Source organism: Vibrio sp. 1078-1 (assembly GCF_033340475.1).
In genome coordinates this window covers 1-23,439 of the sequence record NZ_JAWOWM010000021.1, presented here as the reverse complement: position 1 = coordinate 23,439, position 23,439 = coordinate 1, and the positions used below count along the sequence as shown (strand labels likewise).

Genomic DNA, 23,439 nt, shown 5'->3' with positions numbered 1-23,439 from the left:
TATTTTTGATATTGAGTAATGAAAATGAGACAAGGATTAACACGTACACCAAGGATACTTACTGGGCTCTTCTCCTTATGGTTGTTTGTATTTTTAGCCCCTTTAGCGGCAGCTGAAGAAGTTTCGTCCAATGCCCTAAAAAGTATCGACTTTCGAACTAATAAAGATAAAGACGCCGTGATTGTCGTCGAATTGGCGTCACCGGCCGCGATTGTAGATATCAAGCGTGTACAGGAAGGGTTAAGTATCGATTTGCTTAACACTTCAGTAAAAGACGAGCAATTGTATCTCCTAGACGTGAAAGACTTTTCGACTGTGGTTGAGAGCGTAGAAGTGTTTCGCGACACCTCGACGACGCGCTTGGTTGCGCACATCAATGAAGAATACATGCATGATTACCGTTTAACGGGGCGTTTTTTGGAAATCAAAGTAGCGAAGATCAAACCCAATGAGAAAGCCCCAGATAAAAGCATTTTAGAAAGAGAAGGTAAGCTTATTTCGATTAACTTCCAAGATATTCCTGTGCGAAACGTCTTGCAGCTTATTGCTGATTACAACCAATTCAATTTGGTTGTCTCCGACTCTGTAGAAGGCAACCTCACGCTTCGTCTTGATGGTGTCCCTTGGCAGCAAGTGCTGGATATTATTTTGCAAGTTAAGGGGTTAGATAAGCGTGTTGATGGCAACGTGATTTTAGTTGCTCCGACTGATGAGCTGGACTTGCGTGAGAAGCAGCAGTTAGAAAAACAAAAACTGACGGAAGAAATGGGAGAGCTTTCATCTGAAATCATCAAAGTTAATTTTGCTAAAGCATCAGACATTGCGGAGATGATCAATGGTGAAGGAAATATCAGCATGCTGTCAGAGCGCGGCAGTATGACCATTGATGAGCGAACTAACTCGTTATTGATTAGAGAGTTACCTGAAAACATCGAGGTGATTCGAGAAATTATTGAGTCTTTGGATATTCCAGTTAAACAGGTTCAAATTGAGGCGCGTATTGTGACCATCAATGAAGGTAACATGGACGAGTTAGGGATTCGTTGGGGTTTTACGTCTATTAATGGCAGTAATACAGTGGGTGGTTCTATTGAGAACAACCTCGCCACGATCGGTCTCTATAATGGAGAAGGGGGTGATGACGGTGGTGACGGTGATGGAGTAGGGATCGATGACTTCCTAAATGTAAACTTAGCTGCAACCAGCCCGAATGCGACCAGCATTGCTTTTCAGGTCGCAAAGTTAGGTTCAGACACCTTGTTGGATCTTGAGCTTTCTGCGCTGCAACAAGAGTCTAAAGCTGAGATTATCTCGAGCCCACGTTTGATCACTACCAATAAGAAACCTGCCTATATCGAACAAGGTACAGAGATTCCTTACCTAGAGTCATCATCAAGTGGTGCAACGACGGTGACGTTCAAAAAGGCGGTATTAAGTTTGAAGGTAACCCCGCAAATCACACCGGATAACCGCTTAGTATTGGATTTAAGTGTCACGCAAGATAGACCAGGACAAGTCGTGAAGACAGGCACTGGTGAAGCTGTTGCGATTGATACTCAACGTATCGGGACGCAAGTGTTAGTGAATAACGGTGAAACGGTCGTTCTTGGTGGTATTTTTCAGCACAGCATTACTAACTCGGTGGACAAAGTGCCTTTGTTGGGCGACCTGCCGCTATTAGGTGCTCTTTTTCGTCGAAGTTATGAGAATGTTGGCAAAAGTGAGCTGTTAATTTTCGTCACGCCTAAGGTGGTGATTCAGTAGTTCTGTCTCGGGAAAAACTGATTAAATCAAAAATAAAGTTGCAATAGTGGCACCATGCTTGGATAATTTCGGGTCTTATCACGAATTATCTGTGAGGAACTGGTGCCACAAGCCTTGTAGAACAGCAGTTTAGCTGTGTTTTCTTGTGGCGATCTTATTGAATCAATGTTGTAAATTACTGCTAAACATGGCTGAGAAACGTAATATTTTCCTTGTTGGCCCAATGGGCGCCGGCAAAAGTACAATTGGTAGACATCTAGCACAGCAACTGCATATGGAGTTTGTTGACTCCGATACAGTGATCGAAGAACGCACTGGTGCAGACATCTCTTGGGTTTTTGATGTAGAAGGTGAAGAAGGCTTCCGCAAGCGTGAAGAAGCGGTACTTGAAGACCTAACACAAGAGCAAGGCATCGTGCTTGCGACTGGCGGTGGCTCTGTTAAGAGCAAAGAAAACCGCAATCGTCTTTCGGCACGTGGTGTTGTTGTTTACTTAGAAACGACGATTGAAAAGCAACTTGCGCGTACAAACCGCGACAAGAAGCGTCCTTTACTTCAAACGGATAACCCTCGCGAAGTACTGGAGCAATTAGCTGAAGAACGTAATCCTTTATATGAAGAAGTAGCGGATTACACTGTTCGCACTGACGATCAAAGTGCAAAAGTGGTAGCCAACCAGATCGTAAAAATGCTAGAAGAGAGATAAGTCTTTATCTTTTTTTTAATTGGAGCAAACCGATGGAACGGATTACGGTCAACCTAGCTGAGCGTAGCTACCCAATCTCTATTGGCGCCGGGTTATTTGAGGACCCGGCGTACCTCTCTCAAGTTCTCTCAAACAAAAATGCAAAACAAAAAGTTGTTGTGATCAGTAATGTCACAGTGGCGCCTTTGTATGCAGACAAAATTTTAAAGCAACTCGAGCAGCTCGGTTGTAGTGCATCCTTGTTAGAATTGCCTGACGGTGAACAGTACAAAAACTTGGATGTATTTAATCAAGTAATGAACTTCTTACTGGAAGGGAGTTATGCTCGTGATGTTGTGATCATCGCGTTAGGTGGTGGTGTTATTGGCGATCTTGTGGGTTTTGCGTCTGCCTGTTACCAGCGTGGGGTCGACTTTATTCAAATACCGACCACATTACTATCCCAAGTGGACTCTTCGGTTGGTGGAAAAACCGCGGTTAACCATCCGTTGGGTAAGAACATGATAGGTGCGTTTTACCAACCTAAAGCAGTGATCATTGATACCAACTGCCTGTCGACGTTGCCTGAACGTGAGTTCGCTGCGGGTATCGCCGAAGTCATTAAGTACGGCATTATTTACGATGCAGATTTTTTTGTATGGTTAGAAGACAATCTTGAGCGCTTGTATGCGTTGGATGAAGAAGCACTAACTTATGCGATCGCACGTTGCTGTGAAATAAAAGCGGAAGTGGTGGCTCAGGATGAGAAAGAGTCGGGCATCCGTGCTTTGCTTAACTTAGGTCACACCTTTGGTCATGCGATTGAAGCGGAACTTGGCTATGGCAATTGGCTGCATGGTGAAGCGGTATCTTCCGGCACTGTTATGGCGGCCAAAACGTCGCATCTACGTGGTCTGATCTCGGAAGAGCAATTTGAGCGTATTGTTGCGATTTTGCGTCGTGCAAAACTGCCTGTGCATACTCCAGACAGTATGAATTTCGATGACTTCATCAAGCACATGATGCGAGATAAGAAAGTCCTCTCTGGTCAATTACGATTGGTTTTGCCTACAGGCATTGGCACTGCCGAGGTAATTGCTGATACGACACAAGACGTACTCAAACAGGCAATAGACTTCGGTCGCGATATTTAACCTTGTAATGGCGCCTTTGGGCGTCATTCTTGTAGTGTATTAAGGTTATTAGATGAGTGTTGCTCACGTACTGGAATTAGATTCTCAAATCGAGTTGCTTGATAGATTAGGTCTACTGACTAACTTTGGTTCCAATCTCATTGCGATTAATGGTCATGATGGGTACGGGAAATCTTGGTTAGCGCAGCGATACCTTGAAGTGGGTGCCAGTAACAAGAATCAATGTTTGTTACTTTGTCATTCTAATCAAGACGATGTGCAGCATCGCGTCCTTATTTTGAATCAACTGGTTTCAGACGCATTGTTTAATCAGCAAGAGCCTTTACTTGATAGCCTTGAAAGGCTTTTAGGTGATGAGCCGTGTGACATTGCAATTGTTGTAGATGATGCGCATTTATTGAGTGAGACACTTATCTCTGAGCTTTGGATGCTGGTCTTAGAGGCGCACCATAAGCCAAATTGGACCATCAATGTCTTACTGTTTACACAGTCTGGACGTTTAGACGGTTTGCTAGCACGTCTCAGTTATGGACAAGAGATAAAGCCTGTTGAGCTTGATATTGATATGTTGTCCGAAGTGGAAGCTCGTCGTTTCTTTGAGTCACTTGTTGCGCGCTACGTCGATGATGAGTCTGAGAAACGGGTTAGAGATGCATTTAAAAAAGTCGACCCAGTACCGGGTGACATCATGGCGTTAGGAGAGATGAAAGTGGAAAAAAGGATCATTATCCGCTCGATTGTCGGTTCACCCCTGAATATTGCGTTGGTGGTATTAGTATTACTGTTGCTTGCTGCGGGTGGCTATTGGTGGATGCTTAGTCAACCAAGTCCTGATGATAAAGCGCAGCAAATTGCTGGCGGTTTAGAGCAAACGGCTATTCCAACTTTTGAAGAGTCAGTAATCAGTGCAGCGCAATCTTCACTGCAACCTGTAACCGATGGCTCTAGCAGTCTTGATAACTCTGGTGCGGTTGATGATTCTGATTCATTACCACCAGCAGTGACAGAAGAAGTAGCGAGCGTAGGCAGTGATGACAATCAACAAAGAGTGGTGATTGAGTCGAATGTGGTCGATGCATTGCTTGAAGGTAAAACTGATTCAGCAGACACAAAAGCGATTGATGACGTCGTAGGTACTGAGAAAACAGAAACCGCCGATGAAACTAGCTCTCCTTTGATTAAAGTCGTAAAACCGAATCAAGATATGGCGCAAGCACCTGCTCAGTCAGAAGAGGGTGAGGCAAACCAACCTGTTGTGAAGTTTTCATTTGCTCGTGAAGAACTAAAAGCGCTATCGCCAAGAGCTTATACTTTACAACTCGCAGCTATGACCTCAATGGAAGATGTACAATCCTTTCTCAATGAGCATAAACTGAATAATCAAGTGCGAATTTATCCTACCGTTCGTAATGACACCGAGTGGTATATCATCACATATCAAGATTATCCGACAATTCAAATGGCTCGTGATGCCGTCGCAAGCTTGCCAGATTCGGTTAAGTCGGTGAGTCCTTGGGCAAAATCACTCCGTCAGGTTCACCGTGAAATTGAACGAGTGAAATAAACCTGAGCTTCCCTGAAAAATATGTTACATTCCGCAGCCTTAATTTTTGGTCGATAGATAGAGCAGTAGATGAAAAAGCAACGAGCCTTTCTTAAATGGGCAGGAGGAAAATACGGACTGGTTGAAGACATCCAACGTCATTTGCCGCCGGCTCGAAAGCTAGTTGAACCTTTTGTTGGTGCGGGCTCAGTGTTTCTGAATACCGATTATGACCATTATCTACTTGCAGATATCAATCCAGATTTGATCAATCTGTACAACCTGCTGAAAGAACGCCCTGAAGAGTATATCTCTGAAGCGAAGCGTTGGTTTGTCGCTGAGAACAACCGCAAAGAAGCCTACCTACACATTCGCGCTGAATTTAATAAAACCGATGACGTGATGTACCGCTCTTTAGCGTTTTTGTACATGAACCGCTTTGGTTTTAATGGCCTATGCCGTTACAACAAAAAAGGTGGCTTCAATGTACCGTTTGGCTCTTACAAAAAGCCGTATTTCCCTGAGGCGGAATTGGAGTTTTTTGCAGAAAAAGCCAAAAAAGCTACGTTCGTTTGTGAAGGTTATCCTGAAACATTTCGTCGTGCGCGCAAAGGGAGCGTCGTGTATTGCGATCCACCTTATGCGCCGCTTTCAAATACGGCAAATTTCACCTCATACGCAGGTAATGGTTTCACGTTGGACGACCAAGCTGCATTAGCCGACATTGCTGAAAGAACAGCGACTGAACGTGGCATTCCTGTGTTGATTTCTAACCACGACACTACCTTGACACGTCGGTTGTATCACGGCGCGGATCTTAATGTGGTAAAAGTAAAGCGTACCATTAGCCGTAATGGTAACGGTCGTAATAAAGTTGATGAGCTACTTGCGCTTTTTCATGCCCCAGACATGGATAAATCAAACTCTTAATTCTCACACTATTATATCTAAATAGTGGATCTCCCCACTGGCTTCGGTAGAATTGCGCGCAGATTGTTTGCTCATTACTACTGAGGTCAGGTATGAAAGATTTTCTTATTGCTCCATCCATTTTATCGGCAGATTTTGCTCGTCTCGGTGAAGATGTAGAAAAAGTACTCGCAGCGGGTGCGGATGTGGTGCATTTCGACGTTATGGATAACCACTATGTACCAAACCTGACTTTTGGTGCGCCTGTGTGTAAAGCACTACGCGATTATGGCATCACAGCGCCAATCGATGTTCACCTAATGGTGAAACCCGTTGACCGTATTATTCCTGATTTCGCAAAAGCGGGTGCGTCGATGATTACGTTCCATGTAGAAGCTTCTGATCATGTAGACCGTACACTGCAGTTAATTAAAGAGCACGGCTGTCAGGCTGGTGTGGTACTAAACCCAGCAACGCCACTTGCAAGTCTTGAATTTATTATGGATAAAGTCGACATGATTCTACTGATGTCGGTAAACCCTGGTTTTGGTGGTCAATCATTCATTCCTCATACACTAGATAAACTGCGTGCCGTTCGTAAGATGATTGACGAGTCTGGTCGTGATATCCGCTTAGAAATCGATGGCGGTGTGAAGGTTGACAACATTCGTGAAATTGCAGAAGCGGGCGCAGACATGTTTGTTGCAGGCTCGGCGATTTTCGGTGAGCCAGATTACAAACAAGTGATCGATCAAATGCGCGCTGAACTGGCTGAAGTTAAATAAGCACCGATAAGCCAGCGCAATAACACGCTGATTTTAAAGGCTGCCAGCTTGTTGGCAGCCTTTGTGTTTTCTAGTATTAGAAGAAATTAAGTATCCACTGCGCTGAGCAAATAATCACTTGCCTATTTTACGCCCTTTCTGTACTATTCGTGCTCCTTAAACTCAGTCAATTATCTTTAGTTCCTTGCTTCCTCTGGACGACTGAGCCATTTGTGGAAGCTGAATAATCCGTAAGGAGCAACCAATGCGTCATTACGAAATCGTATTCATGGTGCACCCAGATCAAAGCGAGCAAGTTGCTGGCATGATCGAGCGTTACACTGGTTCAATCACTGAAGCTGGCGGTAAAATCCACCGTCTAGAAGACTGGGGCCGTCGTCAACTGGCTTACCCAATCAACAAGCTTCACAAAGCTCACTACGTTCTTATGAACGTTGAAGCTGACCAAGCTGTAATTGATGAGCTAGAAACTGCTTTCCGTTTCAACGATGCAGTTCTACGTAACATGATCATGCGTACTAAAGCAGCGATCACTGAGCAATCTATCATGCTTAAGCAAAAAGAAGAGCGTGCTCCACGTCGTGAAGAGCGTTCTGAAGCTAAGCCTGAAGCTAAGTCAGAAGCTGCTGAGTAAGTTTTCTTATGGCCAATCGAATGGAGCTGAGCGGCACCATTGCCAAACCGCCCATTCGTAGTAAAAGCCCTGGTGGCATTGAACACTGTCGGTTTTGGCTGGAGCATCGCTCTACTATTATCGAAGCTGACTTACCTCGACAAGTTTATTGTCGTATGCCGGTAGTCGTCAGCGGGCTTGGGTCACAAGCACTAACTCAGAATTTAGTTCAAGGCAGTAACATTAAGGTAAGTGGTTTTGTCACTTATCAAACCGGCCGAAATGGCGTGGGAAAATTAGTGTTACACGCCGACAACATTACTCAAATTTAAGATCAGGAGATAGCCCATGGCTCGTTTCTTCCGTCGTCGTAAATTCTGCCGTTTCACTGCAGAAGGCGTACAAGAGATTGATTACAAAGACGTAGCAACTCTTAAAAACTACATCACTGAAGCTGGTAAAATCGTACCTAGCCGTATCACTGGTACAAGCGCTAAGTACCAGCGTCAACTAGCACGTGCTATCAAGCGTTCACGCTACCTAGCTCTACTACCGTACACTGACAAGCATCAGTAATCGGTTCATTTTATTAAGAAAGAGGATTAAGCAATGCAAGTTATTCTACTTGATAAAATTGGTAACCTAGGTGGTCTTGGCGATACTGCAAACGTTAAATCTGGCTACGCTCGTAACTTCCTTATCCCACAAGGTAAAGCAGTTATGGCAACTAAAGCTAACGTTGAAATGTTTGAAGCTCGTCGTGCTGAACTAGAAGCTAAAGTTGCTGAGCAACTAGCTGCTGCAGAAGCTCGCGCAGAGAAAGTTAACGCTCTAGAAGCGGTAGTTATCGCTTCTAAAGCTGGTGACGAAGGCAAACTATTCGGTTCTATCGGTACTCGTGACATCGCTGACGCTATCACAGCTGCAGGCGTTGAAGTTGCTAAGAGCGAAGTTCGCCTTCCTGAAGGTGCTCTACGTAACACTGGTGAGTTCGAGATCAGCGTTCAACTTCACTCTGAAGTTTTCGCGACAGTTAACCTACAAGTTGTTGCTGCTGAGTAATTCAGTATCAAGACGAAATACTAAAAAGCACCTCCTTGGAGGTGCTTTTTTTATTTCTAAAACTGAGAGAAAAAGGGTTAAAAAGCGAAAAGTAAATTAACGGAAAATACGCTGTCCGCTTTGCTTAAGCCTTCAGGCACTTTATCGTGATACTGACGAGAGTGCGCCAGTTTCAGTGCAATATCTTCAGTAATATCATTGGTTACACTGAGTTCACTATCAGTACGTGTGTTACTTCTACCTGTTACCAACGTAATATCAGCTGCGAGACTTAAATTATCCAACGCATGCCAAGTTGTGTTGATATTTCCTCGAAAAATGCCTTCTCTAACGATATCGGGAAAGACAATATCGTCATCATCTATTTCGTCTAAGTTTGGCTCTTGATAGCGAAAACCAGGGCCTACTTCTACCTCTAAAATGAAGTTCTCAGTGTAGGAGAACTGGTAACCCAAACCACCTGACAACGTATAGTCTTTAAAATAAGCACTGTAGCGAGAATCCACTCCTTTAAAGCTGCCATACAAATACGTCTTAGGGCCTAACTTGTAGTCACTCTGTAGGGAATAGGTGGATGAGCGTTTGTCTTCTTCACCGTCTTTGTACAAGTTGTAGTACTTCCACTCACCATTAGAACGGTGTCGACCTGACGTATATTCAGCACTCAAACGAGCATTCAGGGAACGAGAGTCCGTGTTACCTGTGTGAGCTTGATAGCCGAACTCCACCTCGGTTTTTAGTGGGTCGGGTACATCAATATTTTGCTCTGGCTGTACTGATTCGTCAGCATACGATGCACTAGCGCACAGTAGGCTAAAGCTAAGTAACCAGTATCGGGACACATCAACCTCGAACGTAATCAAAAAGGAGGGGCATGATACTGATACAGATATTTGGTTGGGTCAATGGTAGGTTAATTTTTATTAGAGCTAGGCGGAAGAACCAGGCTATTACCCGGGTGGTTCACATGATGATTTCTTAACAAGTAATTGTCGCTTCGGGGAAGCATCTCAGCTAGGTTAAGGTTATAATCGTGGGTCAATAGTAGTTATCGAGCAAAGTCATGGCGGAAAACAGAAATCGCAAACCTTCAGACAGTCAGGTCGACGCAATCAAAGTGCCACCTCACTCACTAGAAGCCGAGCAATCAGTAATTGGTGGTCTTTTACTGGATAATGAACGTTGGGACACCGTTGCCGAACGTGTTGTGAGCAGTGATTTCTATAGTCGTCCACACCGCCTGATTTTTGAAGGTGTAAAAACCATTCTTGAAGCGGGTAAACCTCTCGATCTTATTACTTTATCGGAGTATCTAGAGCGTCACGAGTTGTTAGAAGATGTAGGCGGTTTTGCTTACCTCGCTGACTTGGCGAAGAATACGCCAAGTGCAGCTAACATCAATGCGTATGCTGATATTGTCGCTGAGCGTGCGATTGTTCGTGGCCTTATTGGTGTCGCGAATGAAATTGCGGACGCGGGCTATGACCCTCAAGGTCGCAGTTCTGAAGATTTAATAGACATGGCGGAGAGTAAAGTTTTTGCTATCGCCGAGTCTCGAACTAGTGAAAACGAAGGACCACAAAACGTCGACAACATCCTCGAAAAGACGTTAGAACGTATCGAGTTGTTGTATAAAACGCCACAAGATGGTGTTACGGGGGTCGATACCGGTTTCACAGATCTCAATAAGAAAACCGCAGGTTTGCAAGGCTCTGATTTGGTGATTGTCGCAGCGCGTCCATCGATGGGTAAAACGACCTTTGCGATGAACTTGTGTGAAAATGCGGCCATGCAACAAGAAAAGCCCGTACTTATTTTCTCGTTAGAGATGCCAGCTGAACAGTTGATGATGCGTATGTTGGCCTCTTTGTCTCGTGTAGACCAAACCAAGATCCGTACGGGTCAGCTAGATGACGAAGATTGGGCGCGTATTTCTTCTACTATGGGTATCCTGATGCAGAAGAAAAATATGTACATTGATGATAGCTCTGGTCTAACTCCGACCGAAGTGCGTTCGCGCGCTCGCCGTATCGCTCGTGAACATGGCGGTCTATCGATGATCATGGTCGACTACCTTCAGTTGATGCGCGTGCCTTCGTTAACCGATAACCGTACTCTTGAGATTGCTGAGATCTCTCGCTCTCTTAAGGCGCTGGCAAAAGAGCTAAATGTGCCTGTTGTGGCACTGTCGCAGCTAAACCGTTCCCTAGAGCAACGTGCGGATAAACGACCAGTAAACTCGGACTTGCGTGAATCCGGTTCCATCGAGCAGGATGCCGACTTGATCATGTTCATCTACCGTGATGAGGTTTATCACCCAGATAGTCCGTACAAAGGTACGGCCGAAATCATTATTGGTAAACAGCGTAACGGTCCTATCGGCTCTGTTCGCCTCACTTTCCAAGGTCAACATTCGCGTTTCGACAACTACGCGGGTCCTGCATTCGATATTGATGATGAGTAATTCCATGAGCTATATGAAAGCGGCCAAGGCGTGCATTGATTTGTCTGCGTTGCAGCACAACTTACAGCGCGTAAAAGCTCAAGCGCCACAAAGTAAAGTGATGGCTGTCGTCAAGGCCAATGGTTATGGTCACGGATTACGTCATGTCGCAAAACATGCTAACCATGCGGATGCGTTTGGCGTGGCTCGCATTGAAGAAGCATTGCAACTGCGCGCTTGTGGAGTAGTAAAGCCGATTCTATTGCTAGAAGGTTTTTACTCTCCTGGTGATTTACCTGTTCTTGTGACGAACAACATCCAAACCGTGGTGCACTGTGAAGAGCAGCTTATCGCCTTGGAGCAAGCAGACCTTGAAACTCCGGTTGTCGTGTGGCTGAAGATTGACAGTGGCATGCACCGCCTTGGGGTTCGTCCTGAACAATATGACGACTTTGTAACGCGGCTGAAGGAGTGTCCAAATGTAGCGAAACCGTTGCGTTACATGAGCCACTTTGGCTGTGCAGATGAGCTGGATAGCGATATTACCCCACAACAGATTGAGCTGTTTAAATCGTTGACTTCTGGTTGCCAAGGGGAACGTTCACTGGCGGCATCTGCGGGGTTATTGGCATGGCCTCAAAGCCATTTAGATTGGGTTCGTCCGGGTATTATCATGTATGGTGTGTCGCCATTCGATGACAAAACGGCGCAAGATCTTGGGTATCAGCCTGTCATGACACTTAAATCCCACCTTATTGCGGTACGTGAAGTGAAGAAGGGCGAAAGTGTTGGCTATGGTGGTATTTGGACCAGTGAGCGAGATACAAAAGTTGGGGTCATCGCTGTAGGGTATGGCGACGGTTACCCAAGAAGTGCTCCAAACGGTACGCCGGTGTGGGTTAATGGCCGTAAAGTACCTATTGCAGGTCGAGTTTCCATGGATATGCTGACGGTCGATTTGGGACCAGACGCAACGGATAAAGTCAGCGACGAAGCGATTCTTTGGGGGAAAGAGCTCCCAGTAGAAGAAGTGGCGGGTCACATTGGTACGATTGCGTATGAACTCGTGACTAAGCTAACGCCTCGCGTCGAGATGGAATACTCCAAATAAACAACGAAAGGCTAACCCAAGGTTAGCCTTTGTTTTATCTACTCACCGTTAATCGTAGCAATAACGCGGCGGCCACCACCAAAGTCTCGATGCTCACCCAAGTAAATACCTTGCCATGTTCCTAAAGCTAATCGACCATTTTGGATTGGTACCGTCACACTACTGCCAAGCAGTGATGCTTTAATATGTGCCGGCATGTCGTCGTCACCTTCATAGGTGTGCTGATAATAAGGAGCACGCTCTGGCACAAACTTATTGAAGTGCGCTTCCATGTCCATACGCACGGTTGGATCAGCATTCTCATTTAAGGTCAAACTGGCGGAGGTGTGCTGAATAAATAAGTGTAATAAACCTACTGAAAGTTCGTTTATTTGTGGTAATTGTTGTTCAATTTCATCAGTTATCAGGTGAAAACCGCGGCTTCTCGCTTTTAATTGCAGTGTTTTTTGTGCCCACATACGTGTTCCTTTGGAAATTTATAAATTGGCGTCTATCCTATTCCAATTAGAGCCTGTCATTAGTAAATGATATGATTCTTGTCATCGTAAATGAATTGTTCAATTTCAGGGCAGGGAACGTGACCTAACTCAATGTGAGTGTAAAAGCTCTCGGTCATAATTGGCGCCTGAAAAAAAATTACAAAGACTTGTTTTGTGGCAATTTGCCCAAACATCTAATTTATATTCTATTTGCTAAATCGGGGATTCCACAGTTTTCGCTAGACTGTAAGGAATGGAACCTACTGTAACATCGGGATAAAGACCATGTTGAAAAATATCAATCCAACGCAAACACAAGCTTGGAAAGCGCTAACGGCGCATTTCGAATCTGCACAAGATATGGATCTTAAAGAGCTGTTTGCTCAAGACGCAGCGCGTTTCGACAAATACTCTGCACGTTTCGGCTCAGACATCCTAGTCGATTACTCAAAGAACCTCATCAATGAGGAAACTCTGAAGCACCTGTTTGCTCTTGCGAAAGAGACCGAGCTGAAATCTGCAATTGAAGCGATGTTCAGTGGTGAAGCGATCAACCAAACAGAAGGTCGCGCTGTTCTTCACACTGCACTACGTAACCGTGCTAATACTCCAGTTATGGTAGATGGCGAAGACGTAATGCCAGCAGTGAACGCGGTTCTAGAAAAAATGAAATCATTCACTGAGCGCGTTATCGGCGGTGAATGGAAAGGTTACACAGGCAAAGCAATTACCGATATTGTGAACATCGGTATCGGCGGTTCTGACCTTGGCCCTTACATGGTGACGGAAGCTCTAGCGCCATACAAAAATCATCTAAACCTTCACTTCGTATCTAACGTTGATGGTACACACATCGTTGAAACGTTGAAGAAAGTTAACCCAGAAACGACGTTATTCTTGATCGCGTCTAAGACGTTTACAACGCAAGAAACCATGACTAACGCGCACACTGCTCGTGATTGGTTCCTAGAATCTGCGGGTGATCAGGCTCATGTGGCTAAACACTTTGCTGCGCTTTCAACAAACGCGACAGCCGTGTCTGAATTTGGTATCGATACAGCGAACATGTTTGAATTCTGGGACTGGGTTGGTGGCCGTTACTCACTATGGTCTGCGATCGGTCTATCAATTGCACTAGCAGTAGGTTTCGACAACTTTGTTGAGTTGCTTGATGGTGCTCACGAGATGGACAAGCATTTCGTATCAACAGATCTAGAAAGCAATATTCCAGTGATTCTTGCTTTGATTGGTATTTGGTACAACAACTTCCACGGTGCGGAGTCAGAAGCTATCCTACCTTACGATCAATACATGCACCGTTTTGCAGCATATTTCCAGCAAGGCAACATGGAATCAAACGGTAAATACGTTGACCGTGACGGCAATGCTGTAACTTACCAAACTGGCCCAATCATTTGGGGTGAACCAGGTACCAACGGTCAGCACGCGTTCTACCAGCTAATTCACCAAGGTACTAAGCTTATCCCATGTGACTTCATTGCACCTGCAATTAGCCACAACCCAGCTAGCGATCATCACCAAAAACTGATGTCTAACTTCTTCGCGCAAACTGAAGCTCTAGCGTTTGGTAAAAATGAAGAAACCGTGAAAGAAGAGTTGGTGAAAGTAGGTAAGAATGCTGAAGAAGTGGCAGCGATTGCGCCATTCAAAGTGTTTGAAGGTAACCGTCCAACAAACTCTATTCTAGTGAAGCAAATCACGCCTCGTACGCTAGGTAACTTGATCGCAATGTACGAACACAAAATTTTCGTACAAGGTGTTATCTGGAATATCTTCAGCTTTGACCAGTGGGGCGTGGAGCTAGGTAAACAACTGGCTAACCAAATCCTACCTGAGCTTGCAGACGAGTCTCAAATCAGCTCGCATGACAGCTCAACAAACGGTCTAATCAACGCATTTAAAGCGTTCAAAGCTTAATGTTTGAATAGATAAAGAAAAGGTCAGCAAATGCTGACCTTTTTATTGCCTGAGGCAAAAACAAAATAGGTTGGCCAGTGCCAACCTATTTTTTCTCTTTTATTCGAAGCAAATTTCGATAAAGGCATTTCCCCATTGGGAAGAGAAAGGCATGATAATAATTGAGCCTTCACACTTGTGGCGAATCGTATGACCTCGGCCCGAAACCACAACCGGTGTTGCCATATCAAAGTCAAAACCACTTTCCGCCAGAATGCGTTTCGCACCACCAGTAACCATGTTGGTGATCTCACCCACCATATCGGTCACTTCTTCATTGAGCCCATTTGGACGTTCACCAAGCATGTTCTGCATGATTTCTAGGGCGAGTGCTTCATCAAAGGTGATCGACATTGAACCACGAGTTTGTGGGCCTACCATACCAATCAGACCAGAAACGTCACCTCGTGCGATCTCATCTTTTTTGATTCGCGGTTTTTGTGGCTTCAGCTCAAGAGAAGCCATAGTTTTTAGCACGTTCATTAAAGAAGCTAAAAACGGGTTTACAAATTCAGCGCGCATAACGTTCTTCTATACTTTTTCTTTCGTCTCGGAGGAACAGGCCTGGCATTCACCATGAGTTTCAATAACTTGGTTGGTCAGTTTGAATCCATGCTTCTCGGCGTTTTCGGCTAACAAGGATATCAGCGTCTCATCTTCGAGTTCAACGACATCACCACATTTATCGCAAATTAGTAATTGGAAAAAGTGCTGCTGAGTATTGAAAGAACAACAAGTAATAAAGCTATTTGTCGATTCCACTCGGTGGATGAAGCCTTGTTCTAGGAGAAAATCTAATGCTCGATAAACAGTGGGCGGCTTAGCCTGAGGCTCACTCTCTTTTAGTTGCTCCAATAGCTCATACGCACTTGAGGCGCGGCGATTAGAACAAATGAGTTCAAATACGCGTCGGCGTTGCGGAGTCAGTCGTACTCCACGCTCTGCGCAGATACTTTCAATTTGTTCAATGATTGTTGGGTTCAAACCTTTCACCATAACTATCGGACGTGCTCTATGATAAATCATTTCTATACGAAGTTCGTTTAGAAATGCTTCATTTTACCCACTATCAGAACGAAAATCATGAATTAAAGCAAGTCGGTGGTGGTGTGAAGGCGGAATAATCATCACAGAATGAATCAACGAATGACACATTCGTATTACTTCTGCGTATTCCTAAGCACTTGGCTAGTCAGCCAACCAAATCATTCTCGCTGAAACTAGCACCCAGAGGTGCTTGGGTATACAATACCCGACTTATTTTTTGAGCGTACTGCTGCGCTCGACCTTGGCAACATAAAAACGGGTGTTTATATCATGACTCATTCTTGCAGGCTCTCCGTAGCACCAATGTTAGATTGGACTGATCGTCATTGTCGCTACTTCCATCGCTTAATGACCAAAGAAACCCTGCTGTACACTGAAATGGTGACGACAGGTGCGATCATTCATGGAAAAGGAGATTTCCTGGCTTATAACGAAGAAGAGCATCCGTTAGCCCTTCAACTTGGTGGTTCAAACCCAGCAGATTTGGCTACGTGTGCCAAGCTAGCGCAAGAGCGTGGCTACGATGAGATTAACCTAAATGTGGGGTGTCCATCTGACCGCGTACAAAACGGTCGATTTGGTGCTTGCCTAATGGCTGAACCGCAGTTAGTTGCGGATTGTGTCGCAGCAATGAAAGACGTGGTCGATATCCCTGTAACAGTCAAGACTCGCATTGGTATTGATGATCAAGATTCTTACGAGTTCTTAACGGATTTCGTTTCTATTGTTTCAGAAAAGGGTGGCTGTGAGCAGTTCACTATCCATGCTCGTAAAGCTTGGTTAAGTGGTTTAAGCCCAAAAGAAAACCGTGAGATCCCACCATTGGATTACCCACGCGCTTACCAATTGAAGCAAGACTTCTCACACCTAACGATTGCGATTAACGGTGGCGTGAAGTCATTAGAAGAAGCAAAAGCACATCTTCAGCATCTTGACGGTGTGATGATTGGTCGTGAAGCATACCAAAGCCCATATCTACTGGCATCGGTAGACCAAGAGTTGTTTGGCTCTAACGCTCCAGTGAAGAAACGCAGCGAAATTGTTGAAGAGATGTACCCATACATTGAAGCGCAATTAGCGAAAGGTTCGTACCTTGGTCACATTACCCGTCACATGTTAGGTTTGTTCCAAAGCATGCCCGGTGCTCGTCAATGGCGTCGTCATATCAGTGAAAATGCGCACAAACCAGGTTCTGGTCTAGAAGTATTGCAAGACGCGCTAGCTAAGATTCCAAAAGAATTGAATGTGTAAAATTCGCCAGTGAATGGCTAAAATTACCAACTAAAGAATGATAAAGCCAGAGTGCAGAAATGCCTCTGGCTTTGTTTTTTTATTAAAAATCATAATCTTAACTTCGTTTTTGTAAGTTGGTATGGAAACTGCTCTGTTTATTGAAAACAAATGGAGAAGTGATTATGTTGGAGCTAATCTTTATTTTAGTCTTTGCGGCGACCTTGTTGGTTACGGGTATCACAATGATGACCGTATTCGCAGCAACTGGTATTGCGTTAGTTGTGATGTTTTTACTGGGAATGGTTGGAGCGGTACTCAAGCTATTACCATGGTTAATCGTGATTGCATTGGGTATTTGGTTCTTCAAGAATTACGTTGCTCAGCCCCGCTATAAATAATGAGTAACATCATTTAGTTGATGGAGAGGCGTGAGAATATGGTATATTTCCTCTCACGTCCTCTACGTGAATATCAGCTATCTCGGAGTAAATACTACATGACAAATAAAGCGAACATCGCTTTAACGGCATTATCGTTAGCAGTATCTTTTCCTGTTTTTGCAGAGTACTCTGTATCGACAAAAGTCGGCGCAGAGGTATGGGCTGCCGACACTAAAGTTAATGAAGCGAGACGAGATAGCAGTACCACAGGCACTTTTTACGCGGCGATTGAACATGATGTTAAATACGTCCCTAATGCGCGCCTTCGTTACTCAAGTGTTGATGCGAATTACATGGGGTTCGATAAGCTCGATTTAACCTTGTATTACCACGTTCTAGAGCATGATTTATTGCACTTTGATGCGGGTCTTACGTTCAGTAATTTAAGTGACACTAAATATATTGATGCTGGCTCAAGCAGGCGTGTAGAAGAATTTGATGAGCTGATTTGGGCTTGGTATGGCTACGCAGAAATTCAAGTTCCGGATACAAACTTTGATGTGATTGGTGAGATAAACTTTGGTGACAACAAAGGTATTAAAAGCACCGATTTCATGGCAGGTGTTCAATACAATGTACCGCTCGAAAAAGCTCGACTGGCTTTTCGTGGAGGTTACCGTGTGATTGATTTAGAGTCCGATAAATTCATGTCGGATCTAGGGAAAGAGTTTATTTTTGCTAACGGCTTCTTTGTGAGTGCGGAATACGCGTTCTAAACTCAGCCATGTTAGATATTCGATTTACTTAAAACGTCGCTTTATAAGCGGCGTTTTTTTATATCACTTCATTATATCTAATCGAAATTTCTCCCTATTTGGCTGACTTAGACCATGCTTACCTAGGAGCAATGTGAAAGTTAAAGCAGGGATAGCGATGACAATAAATGAACTAAGACATCTATTCCGTGAAAATCAGCTTATCGAAGCGATTATTGAGCCTGCAATCCAAGAGGGTGGTTGGGTTGTAGAGTTCAGACATGCGCGCGGTGGTTTTGTTTTTCTAACGGACAGTCACGGCGAAGAATGTCTTTATGAAGATTTGGATACTGCGTCAAAATCGGCAATGGCAGTAGGCTTTCAACAAGTCCGCATTGAAGACCGATGAGCAAAAAGTAAGCCGTTCTTACTTCCAAAAAGTTATAAAACATTCACTTCTATTCTTTCTTGTTATTAAGGAGAGTGGGTACTCTATCGTCACGCAATGAATAGGGATGTCGTGATAATGTCTTTTCAAAAGAATGAGTATTCTCACAAGAATGTGTCTGAAGATAATAATGGGCAAGGAGGAAATCCTCCAATCGCAAGCCCTCTGAATGACCAACAAATTAGCTCACTCCAACAAACTGTCTCTGAGTTGTCTTCACAGCAACTTGCTTGGGTCAGTGGGTATTTTTGGGGATTAGCTCAAAATCAACCAAACACAGCGGTAACTCCAATTGCACAAGCAACGGCAGCCGTATCAGCGAAGCCAGCAGGTAAGTTGAGTATTATTTTTGCTTCCCAAACGGGCAATGCTAAAGGTGTTGCTGAAGCTCTGGAACAGGAAGCAAAAGCAGAAGGAATTGCAGTCGAACTTTTTGATGCAAGCGATTACAAAGGTAAAAACTTAGCCAAAGAAACGCATGTCATTATTGTGGCATCGACTAACGGCGAAGGCGAAGCGCCAGACAATGCCATTGAGCTACATGAGTTTTTGCAATCGAAGAAGGCTCCAAAGCTGCCAAACCTGCAATATGGTGTTATTGCATTGGGAGATTCTAGCTACGAGTTCTTCTGTCAGACCGGTAAAGACTTCGACACTTACCTATCAAAGCTAGGCGCGACTCCATTTATCGAGCGTCTTGATTGCGATGTGGATTATGAAGCCCCTGCAACTGAATGGCGTAAGAATGCGTTAGACAAGGTAAAAGATACACTGTCTTCTGGCTCTGAAGCGGATGTGGTTCAACTTCCTGTGGGTCAAGCTGCGACTGCGCACTCTCCTTACAATAAACAAAATCCGTACACTGCGACGTTACTGACCAGTCAAAAAATCACGGGCCGTGACTCTGGAAAAGACGTTCGTCATATAGAAATCGACTTAGAAGGCTCGGGCTTAACGTATCAGCCTGGTGATGCACTGGGTGTGTGGTTTGAAAATAGCTCGGAACTTGCAAATGCCATTCTTGGTAAGGTCGGTTTGTCTGGGGTTGAGACTGTTGACGTTGATGGTGAAAGCTTGTCAATCCACAGTGCTCTTGTGAGTAAATATGAAATCACAACATCTAACCCACAGCTCATCACAAAGTTTGCCGAGTTATCCGGTAGCAAGAAACTACAAAAGTTAGTTGAAGATAAAGATAAGCTTCGCGAGTACTCTGCAAATACTCAAATCGTTGATGTACTGGCAGAAAAGAAAACCAAGTTAACCGCAGATGAATTGATTGGTTTGCTTCGTCGTCTTACTCCACGCCTTTACTCTATTGCATCAAGCCAAGAAGAGGTCGATGAAGAAGTACACCTAACGGTTGCTTTGGTTGAGTACGAACAAAACGACGAAAAACGATATGGTGGAGCGTCTAGTTTCTTAGCACAGCGTCTCGAAGAGGGAGATGAAGTTAAAGTATTTGTTGAGCATAACAACAACTTTAAACTGCCGGAAGATGATAGCACTCCAATTATCATGGTTGGTCCTGGCACAGGTATCGCACCATTCCGAAGCTTTATTCAGGAACGTGAAAACCGTGATGCTGAAGGCAAAAACTGGTTGTTCTTTGGTGATCGCACGTTCACTCAAGACTTCTTATACCAAGTGGAATGGCAAAAGTATCTCAAGTCAGGAGTACTAAGCCGATTGGATGTTGCCTTTAGTCGTGACCAAGTAGAAAAGGTTTACGTACAACATCGCATCTTAGAAAACGCAGCTCAAGTGTGGCAGTGGATCCAAGAAGGCGCTTATATCTATGTCTGCGGTGATGCAACGCGTATGGCAAAAGATGTGCACGACGCATTGGTTATCGTTGCTGAACAAGAAGGCAAGATGCCGCGTGACGATGCAGAACAATTTATTAATGACCTACGTAAAGCGAAACGTTATCAGAGGGATGTGTACTAATGACTTTTTCTACGGACAATAATAAGCAGGTTGTATTAGGTGAAGAGTTAGGGCCGCTATCTGATAACGAGCGCCTGAAGCGAGAAAGCAACTTATTACGTGGCACTATTGAGCAAGATTTACAGGACCGTATTACTGGTGGCTTTACTGCCGACAACTTCCAGTTAATTCGTTTCCACGGTATGTATCAACAAGACGATCGTGATATCCGTAATGAACGCACAAAGCAAAAACTGGAACCATTACATAATGTGATGCTTCGTGCTCGTATGCCTGGAGGCATCATCACGCCAACGCAATGGTTAGCGATCGACAAGTTCGCAACGGAGCACTCTTTATATGGAAGTATTCGTCTGACGACTCGCCAAACGTTCCAGTTTCATGGGGTATTAAAACCGAATATTAAGTTGATGCATCAAACGCTCAACAGTATTGGTATTGATTCGATTGCAACCGCGGGTGATGTAAACCGTAACGTGTTGTGTACCACTAATCCAGTGGAGTCAGAGTTACACCAAGAAGCTTACGAATGGGCGAAGAAGATCAGTGAGCATCTATTACCAAAGACGCGCGCTTATGCAGAGATTTGGCTAGACGGTGAAAAAGTAGAAAGCACGGAAGAAGACGAACCGATTCTAGGCAAGAACTACTTACCACGTAAGTTTAAAACTACAGTGGTTATCCCACCGCAAAATGACGTAGATGTACACGCTAACGATCTCAACTTCGTAGCGATTGCAGATAACGGTAAGCTGGTAGGCTTTAACGTCCTGGTCGGCGGAGGCTTAGCGATGACGCATGGCGATACATCAACTTATCCGCGCCGCGCTGATGACTTTGGCTTTATTCCGCTGGACAAGACACTTGATGTTGCCGCAGCTGTAGTAACAACTCAGCGCGACTGGGGTAACCGTTCAAACCGTAAGAACGCAAAAACCAAATACACATTGGATCGTGTAGGTAGCGATGTCTTTAAAGTGGAAGTCGAGAAACGTGCTGGTGTTAAGTTTGAGCAAAGCCGTCCATATGAATTCACAGAACGTGGTGACCGTATTGGCTGGGTAGAAGGAATTGATGGTAAATATCATTTAGCGCTTTTCATCGAAAACGGTCGCTTATTAGACTTTCCAGGTAAACCACTTAAGACGGGTGTTGCTGAAATTGCCAAAATCCACAAAGGCGATTTCCGCATGACAGCAAACCAAAACCTAATTGTTGCGGGTGTACCTAAAAACGAAAAAGCGAAGATTGAAAAGATCGCTCGTGAACATGGCTTAATGGACGACGGCGTAAGTGAACAGCGTAAGAACTCAATGGCTTGTGTTGCTTTTCCAACTTGTCCGCTAGCGATGGCAGAAGCTGAACGTTTCCTTCCTCAGTTTGTTACTGATGTGGAGGGGATTCTGGAGAAGCACAACCTACCAGAAAATGACAACATCATTTTGCGTGTAACTGGGTGTCCAAATGGTTGTGGCCGCGCAATGTTGGCTGAAATTGGTCTAGTTGGCAAAGCGCCGGGTCGTTACAACTTGCACCTAGGTGGTAACCGTGCTGGTACTCGAGTACCTAAAATGTATAAAGAGAACATCACGGATAAGCAAATCTTAGAAGAGATTGATCTGCTGGTGGCTCGATGGTCGAAAGAGCGTGAAGAAGGCGAAGCCTTTGGCGATTTCACTATTCGTGCTGGCATTATCCAAGAAGTGCTCGTATCAAAGAGGGACTTTCATGCTTGATTCTGTAGCATCCAAGTTGGAGCTTACAGAGTTACTGACATTAACAAAGACGGAGCAAATCCTCCGTCTTGCTCAAATTAATGTCGAGCTCGAAAAGCTTTCAGCACAAGAGAGAGTAGCGTGGGCTTTAGATAATCTAGAAGGCGAGTTCGCGGTTTCTTCTAGTTTTGGTATTCAAGCCGCGGTTATGCTTCATTTAGTTACTCGCGCCAAAGCGGACATCCCCGTCATTCTAACCGATACTGGTTACCTGTTTGCTGAGACGTACCGATTTATTGATGAGCTGACAGATGCTCTCAACCTAAATTTAAAAGTTTATCGAGCCAAAGAAAGTGCGAATTGGCAAGAAGCTCGATATGGAAAATTATGGGAGCAGGGCGTAGAGGGAATTGAAAAATACAACAAGCTCAATAAAGTTGAGCCGATGCGTCGAGCGTTAAAAGAGCTTAATGTTGGAACGTGGTTCTCTGGATTGCGTCGAGAGCAAAGTAAATCTCGTGCAGGTTTACCGATTCTATCAATTCAGAACGGTGTGTTTAAATTTCTACCAGTAATTGATTGGACTAATAAAGACGTTCATTACTACTTAGAACAACACGGCCTTAAATACCACCCATTGTGGGATGAAGGTTACCTTTCAGTTGGTGATACACATACCACTCGTAAATGGGAGCCGGGAATGTCAGAGGAAGAAACTCGATTCTTTGGCTTAAAGCGAGAATGTGGCCTACACGAAGATGATGGCTCTGAACAAGATGGGTCTGGCATATAGCCATAATGCTCTTTAAATAGAGTTTAGGTTAAGTTTAATAAAGATAGCTGCAATAAAGCAGCTTTCTTTATTTATGGTACTTGAAAAAACACGCCTCAAAGAACAATTCTGTGGATAAGTTGTGTGAGAGCTTGGGGTAAAGTTGAATAAATAAAGGTTTGATCGAAAACTCATCGTTTAACCATTATTTTTGCAATTTTTGAAAAATAACACTTGCCAATGTGAGCGCGATCTCTATAATGCCTCCTCGTCGACAGGGCAAGGCCTCACAAGGGGTTAAGCGAAGTTGATAAGGCTGAAAAGAAAAACGAAATAATTTGAAGAAAGTGTTTGACACAATAAATTATCTCGCTAGAATGGCCGCCTCTTCCGAAGTGATGTCAATCACAAAGAAGAGTTGCTCTTTAACAATATAGACCTATCAATCTGTGTGGGCACTCGTTGATGATAATCCAAATAGTTTCTTCGGAAACAATTTAGGTTTCAATGAAACGAAGTGACCATTGAATCTTCGGGTTCAGCACAGTCAATTCAAACATTACTTATGTAATGTTCAGTATTCATTGAGCCGAACAAAATCTTAAATTGAAGAG

General features: G+C 44.3%; 24 protein-coding genes. 20 read left to right on the top strand and 4 right to left on the bottom strand.

The genetic code is table 11. The features are described from left to right. Positions 1-18: 18 nt before the first annotated feature. The 10 genes from R7190_RS23145 to rplI all read left to right on the top strand — a co-directional run bounded on the left by R7190_RS23145 (position 19) and on the right by rplI (position 8,515). Complete coding sequence (locus tag R7190_RS23145) at positions 19-1,764, top strand: type IV pilus secretin PilQ (protein ID WP_005382765.1); 1,746 nt, start codon at positions 19-21, stop codon at positions 1,762-1,764. 187 nt (positions 1,765-1,951) lie between these two features. Then, a complete protein-coding gene (aroK, locus tag R7190_RS23140; RefSeq protein WP_005381319.1) occupies positions 1,952-2,470 on the top strand; it encodes a shikimate kinase AroK in 519 nt (172 codons plus the stop codon). 32 nt (positions 2,471-2,502) lie between these two features. Then, positions 2,503-3,603, top strand: coding sequence for a 3-dehydroquinate synthase (aroB, locus tag R7190_RS23135; RefSeq protein ID WP_005381318.1), 1,101 nt, complete (start codon positions 2,503-2,505; stop codon positions 3,601-3,603). Positions 3,604-3,655: 52 nt separating this feature from the next. Then, complete coding sequence (locus R7190_RS23130) at positions 3,656-5,167, top strand: SPOR domain-containing protein (protein ID WP_115386332.1); 1,512 nt, start codon at positions 3,656-3,658, stop codon at positions 5,165-5,167. Between the two features lie 69 nt (positions 5,168-5,236). Beyond that, entirely contained in the window at positions 5,237-6,076 is an 840-nt protein-coding gene (locus R7190_RS23125; protein WP_005381301.1) for a Dam family site-specific DNA-(adenine-N6)-methyltransferase, read from the top strand. A 92-nt stretch (positions 6,077-6,168) separates the two neighbouring features. Next, positions 6,169-6,840 (top strand): ribulose-phosphate 3-epimerase, encoded by a 672-nt coding sequence (gene rpe / locus R7190_RS23120; RefSeq protein ID WP_005381300.1) that lies wholly within the window; start codon positions 6,169-6,171, stop codon positions 6,838-6,840. A 244-nt stretch (positions 6,841-7,084) separates the two neighbouring features. After that, on the top strand, positions 7,085-7,474 hold the full coding sequence (rpsF, locus tag R7190_RS23115) for a 30S ribosomal protein S6 (RefSeq protein WP_005381299.1): 390 nt from the start codon (positions 7,085-7,087) through the stop codon (positions 7,472-7,474). Between the two features lie 8 nt (positions 7,475-7,482). Beyond that, positions 7,483-7,785, top strand: a complete 303-nt coding sequence (gene priB / locus R7190_RS23110; RefSeq protein WP_005381298.1) for a primosomal replication protein N — start codon at positions 7,483-7,485, stop codon at positions 7,783-7,785. Between the two features lie 16 nt (positions 7,786-7,801). After that, positions 7,802-8,029: a 30S ribosomal protein S18 gene (rpsR, locus tag R7190_RS23105; protein ID WP_000090472.1), complete on the top strand. Its 228-nt coding sequence runs from the start codon at positions 7,802-7,804 to the stop codon at positions 8,027-8,029. Between the two features lie 33 nt (positions 8,030-8,062). After that, the gene (rplI, locus tag R7190_RS23100; RefSeq protein WP_005382760.1) at positions 8,063-8,515 is read left to right on the top strand and encodes a 50S ribosomal protein L9; all 453 of its coding nucleotides are present in this window, start codon (positions 8,063-8,065) and stop codon (positions 8,513-8,515) included. 77 nt (positions 8,516-8,592) lie between these two features. Here the strand turns inward: rplI and R7190_RS23095 are convergent, their stop codons facing one another. Beyond that, on the bottom strand, positions 8,593-9,357 hold the full coding sequence (locus R7190_RS23095) for a DUF481 domain-containing protein (RefSeq protein WP_186584618.1): 765 nt from the start codon (positions 9,355-9,357) through the stop codon (positions 8,593-8,595). A gap of 221 nt (positions 9,358-9,578) precedes the next feature. On the opposite strand from R7190_RS23095, the gene R7190_RS23090 reads away from it, so the two are divergent. Continuing rightward, on the top strand, positions 9,579-10,979 hold the full coding sequence (locus R7190_RS23090; RefSeq protein ID WP_005382759.1) for a replicative DNA helicase: 1,401 nt from the start codon (positions 9,579-9,581) through the stop codon (positions 10,977-10,979). A 13-nt stretch (positions 10,980-10,992) separates the two neighbouring features. Continuing rightward, positions 10,993-12,069, top strand: coding sequence for an alanine racemase (alr, locus tag R7190_RS23085; RefSeq protein WP_005381272.1), 1,077 nt, complete (start codon positions 10,993-10,995; stop codon positions 12,067-12,069). Positions 12,070-12,107: 38 nt separating this feature from the next. Here the strand turns inward: alr and R7190_RS23080 are convergent, their stop codons facing one another. After that, positions 12,108-12,527 carry a secondary thiamine-phosphate synthase enzyme YjbQ gene (locus R7190_RS23080; protein WP_005381271.1) on the bottom strand — a complete coding sequence of 140 codons (420 nt, stop codon included), beginning with the start codon at positions 12,525-12,527 and terminating at the stop codon, positions 12,108-12,110. Positions 12,528-12,833: 306 nt separating this feature from the next. Here R7190_RS23080 and pgi point away from each other — a divergent pair, with 306 nt between their 5' ends. Next, the gene (pgi, locus tag R7190_RS23075; RefSeq protein WP_005381270.1) at positions 12,834-14,486 is read left to right on the top strand and encodes a glucose-6-phosphate isomerase; all 1,653 of its coding nucleotides are present in this window, start codon (positions 12,834-12,836) and stop codon (positions 14,484-14,486) included. Between the two features lie 99 nt (positions 14,487-14,585). On the opposite strand, the gene R7190_RS23070 is transcribed toward pgi, so the two are convergent. Beyond that, positions 14,586-15,047, bottom strand: a complete 462-nt coding sequence (locus R7190_RS23070) for a chemotaxis protein CheX (RefSeq protein WP_005381269.1) — start codon at positions 15,045-15,047, stop codon at positions 14,586-14,588. A gap of 9 nt (positions 15,048-15,056) precedes the next feature. Continuing rightward, a complete protein-coding gene (zur, locus tag R7190_RS23065; RefSeq protein WP_005381268.1) occupies positions 15,057-15,521 on the bottom strand; it encodes a zinc uptake transcriptional repressor Zur in 465 nt (154 codons plus the stop codon). A 321-nt stretch (positions 15,522-15,842) separates the two neighbouring features. Between zur and dusA the strand changes: the two genes are divergently transcribed. The 7 genes from dusA to R7190_RS23030 all read left to right on the top strand — a co-directional run bounded on the left by dusA (position 15,843) and on the right by R7190_RS23030 (position 22,846). Then, positions 15,843-16,823: a tRNA dihydrouridine(20/20a) synthase DusA gene (gene dusA / locus R7190_RS23060; protein WP_186584620.1), complete on the top strand. Its 981-nt coding sequence runs from the start codon at positions 15,843-15,845 to the stop codon at positions 16,821-16,823. Positions 16,824-16,987: 164 nt separating this feature from the next. Continuing rightward, complete coding sequence (gene pspG / locus R7190_RS23055; protein WP_005381266.1) at positions 16,988-17,203, top strand: envelope stress response protein PspG; 216 nt, start codon at positions 16,988-16,990, stop codon at positions 17,201-17,203. A gap of 98 nt (positions 17,204-17,301) precedes the next feature. After that, on the top strand, positions 17,302-17,961 hold the full coding sequence (locus R7190_RS23050; RefSeq protein WP_130545458.1) for a TIGR04219 family outer membrane beta-barrel protein: 660 nt from the start codon (positions 17,302-17,304) through the stop codon (positions 17,959-17,961). A 157-nt stretch (positions 17,962-18,118) separates the two neighbouring features. Then, entirely contained in the window at positions 18,119-18,349 is a 231-nt protein-coding gene (locus R7190_RS23045; RefSeq protein ID WP_005381264.1) for a hypothetical protein, read from the top strand. A 117-nt stretch (positions 18,350-18,466) separates the two neighbouring features. After that, positions 18,467-20,338 (top strand): assimilatory sulfite reductase (NADPH) flavoprotein subunit, encoded by a 1,872-nt coding sequence (locus tag R7190_RS23040; RefSeq protein ID WP_005381262.1) that lies wholly within the window; start codon positions 18,467-18,469, stop codon positions 20,336-20,338. Continuing rightward, positions 20,338-22,074 carry an assimilatory sulfite reductase (NADPH) hemoprotein subunit gene (cysI, locus tag R7190_RS23035; protein WP_186584628.1) on the top strand — a complete coding sequence of 579 codons (1,737 nt, stop codon included), beginning with the start codon at positions 20,338-20,340 and terminating at the stop codon, positions 22,072-22,074. The genes R7190_RS23040 and cysI overlap by 1 nt, the downstream gene beginning before the upstream one ends. After that, a complete protein-coding gene (locus R7190_RS23030; RefSeq protein WP_005382748.1) occupies positions 22,067-22,846 on the top strand; it encodes a phosphoadenylyl-sulfate reductase in 780 nt (259 codons plus the stop codon). Before cysI ends, R7190_RS23030 begins: the two co-directional genes overlap by 8 nt. The last annotated feature ends 593 nt before the right edge of the window (positions 22,847-23,439 follow it).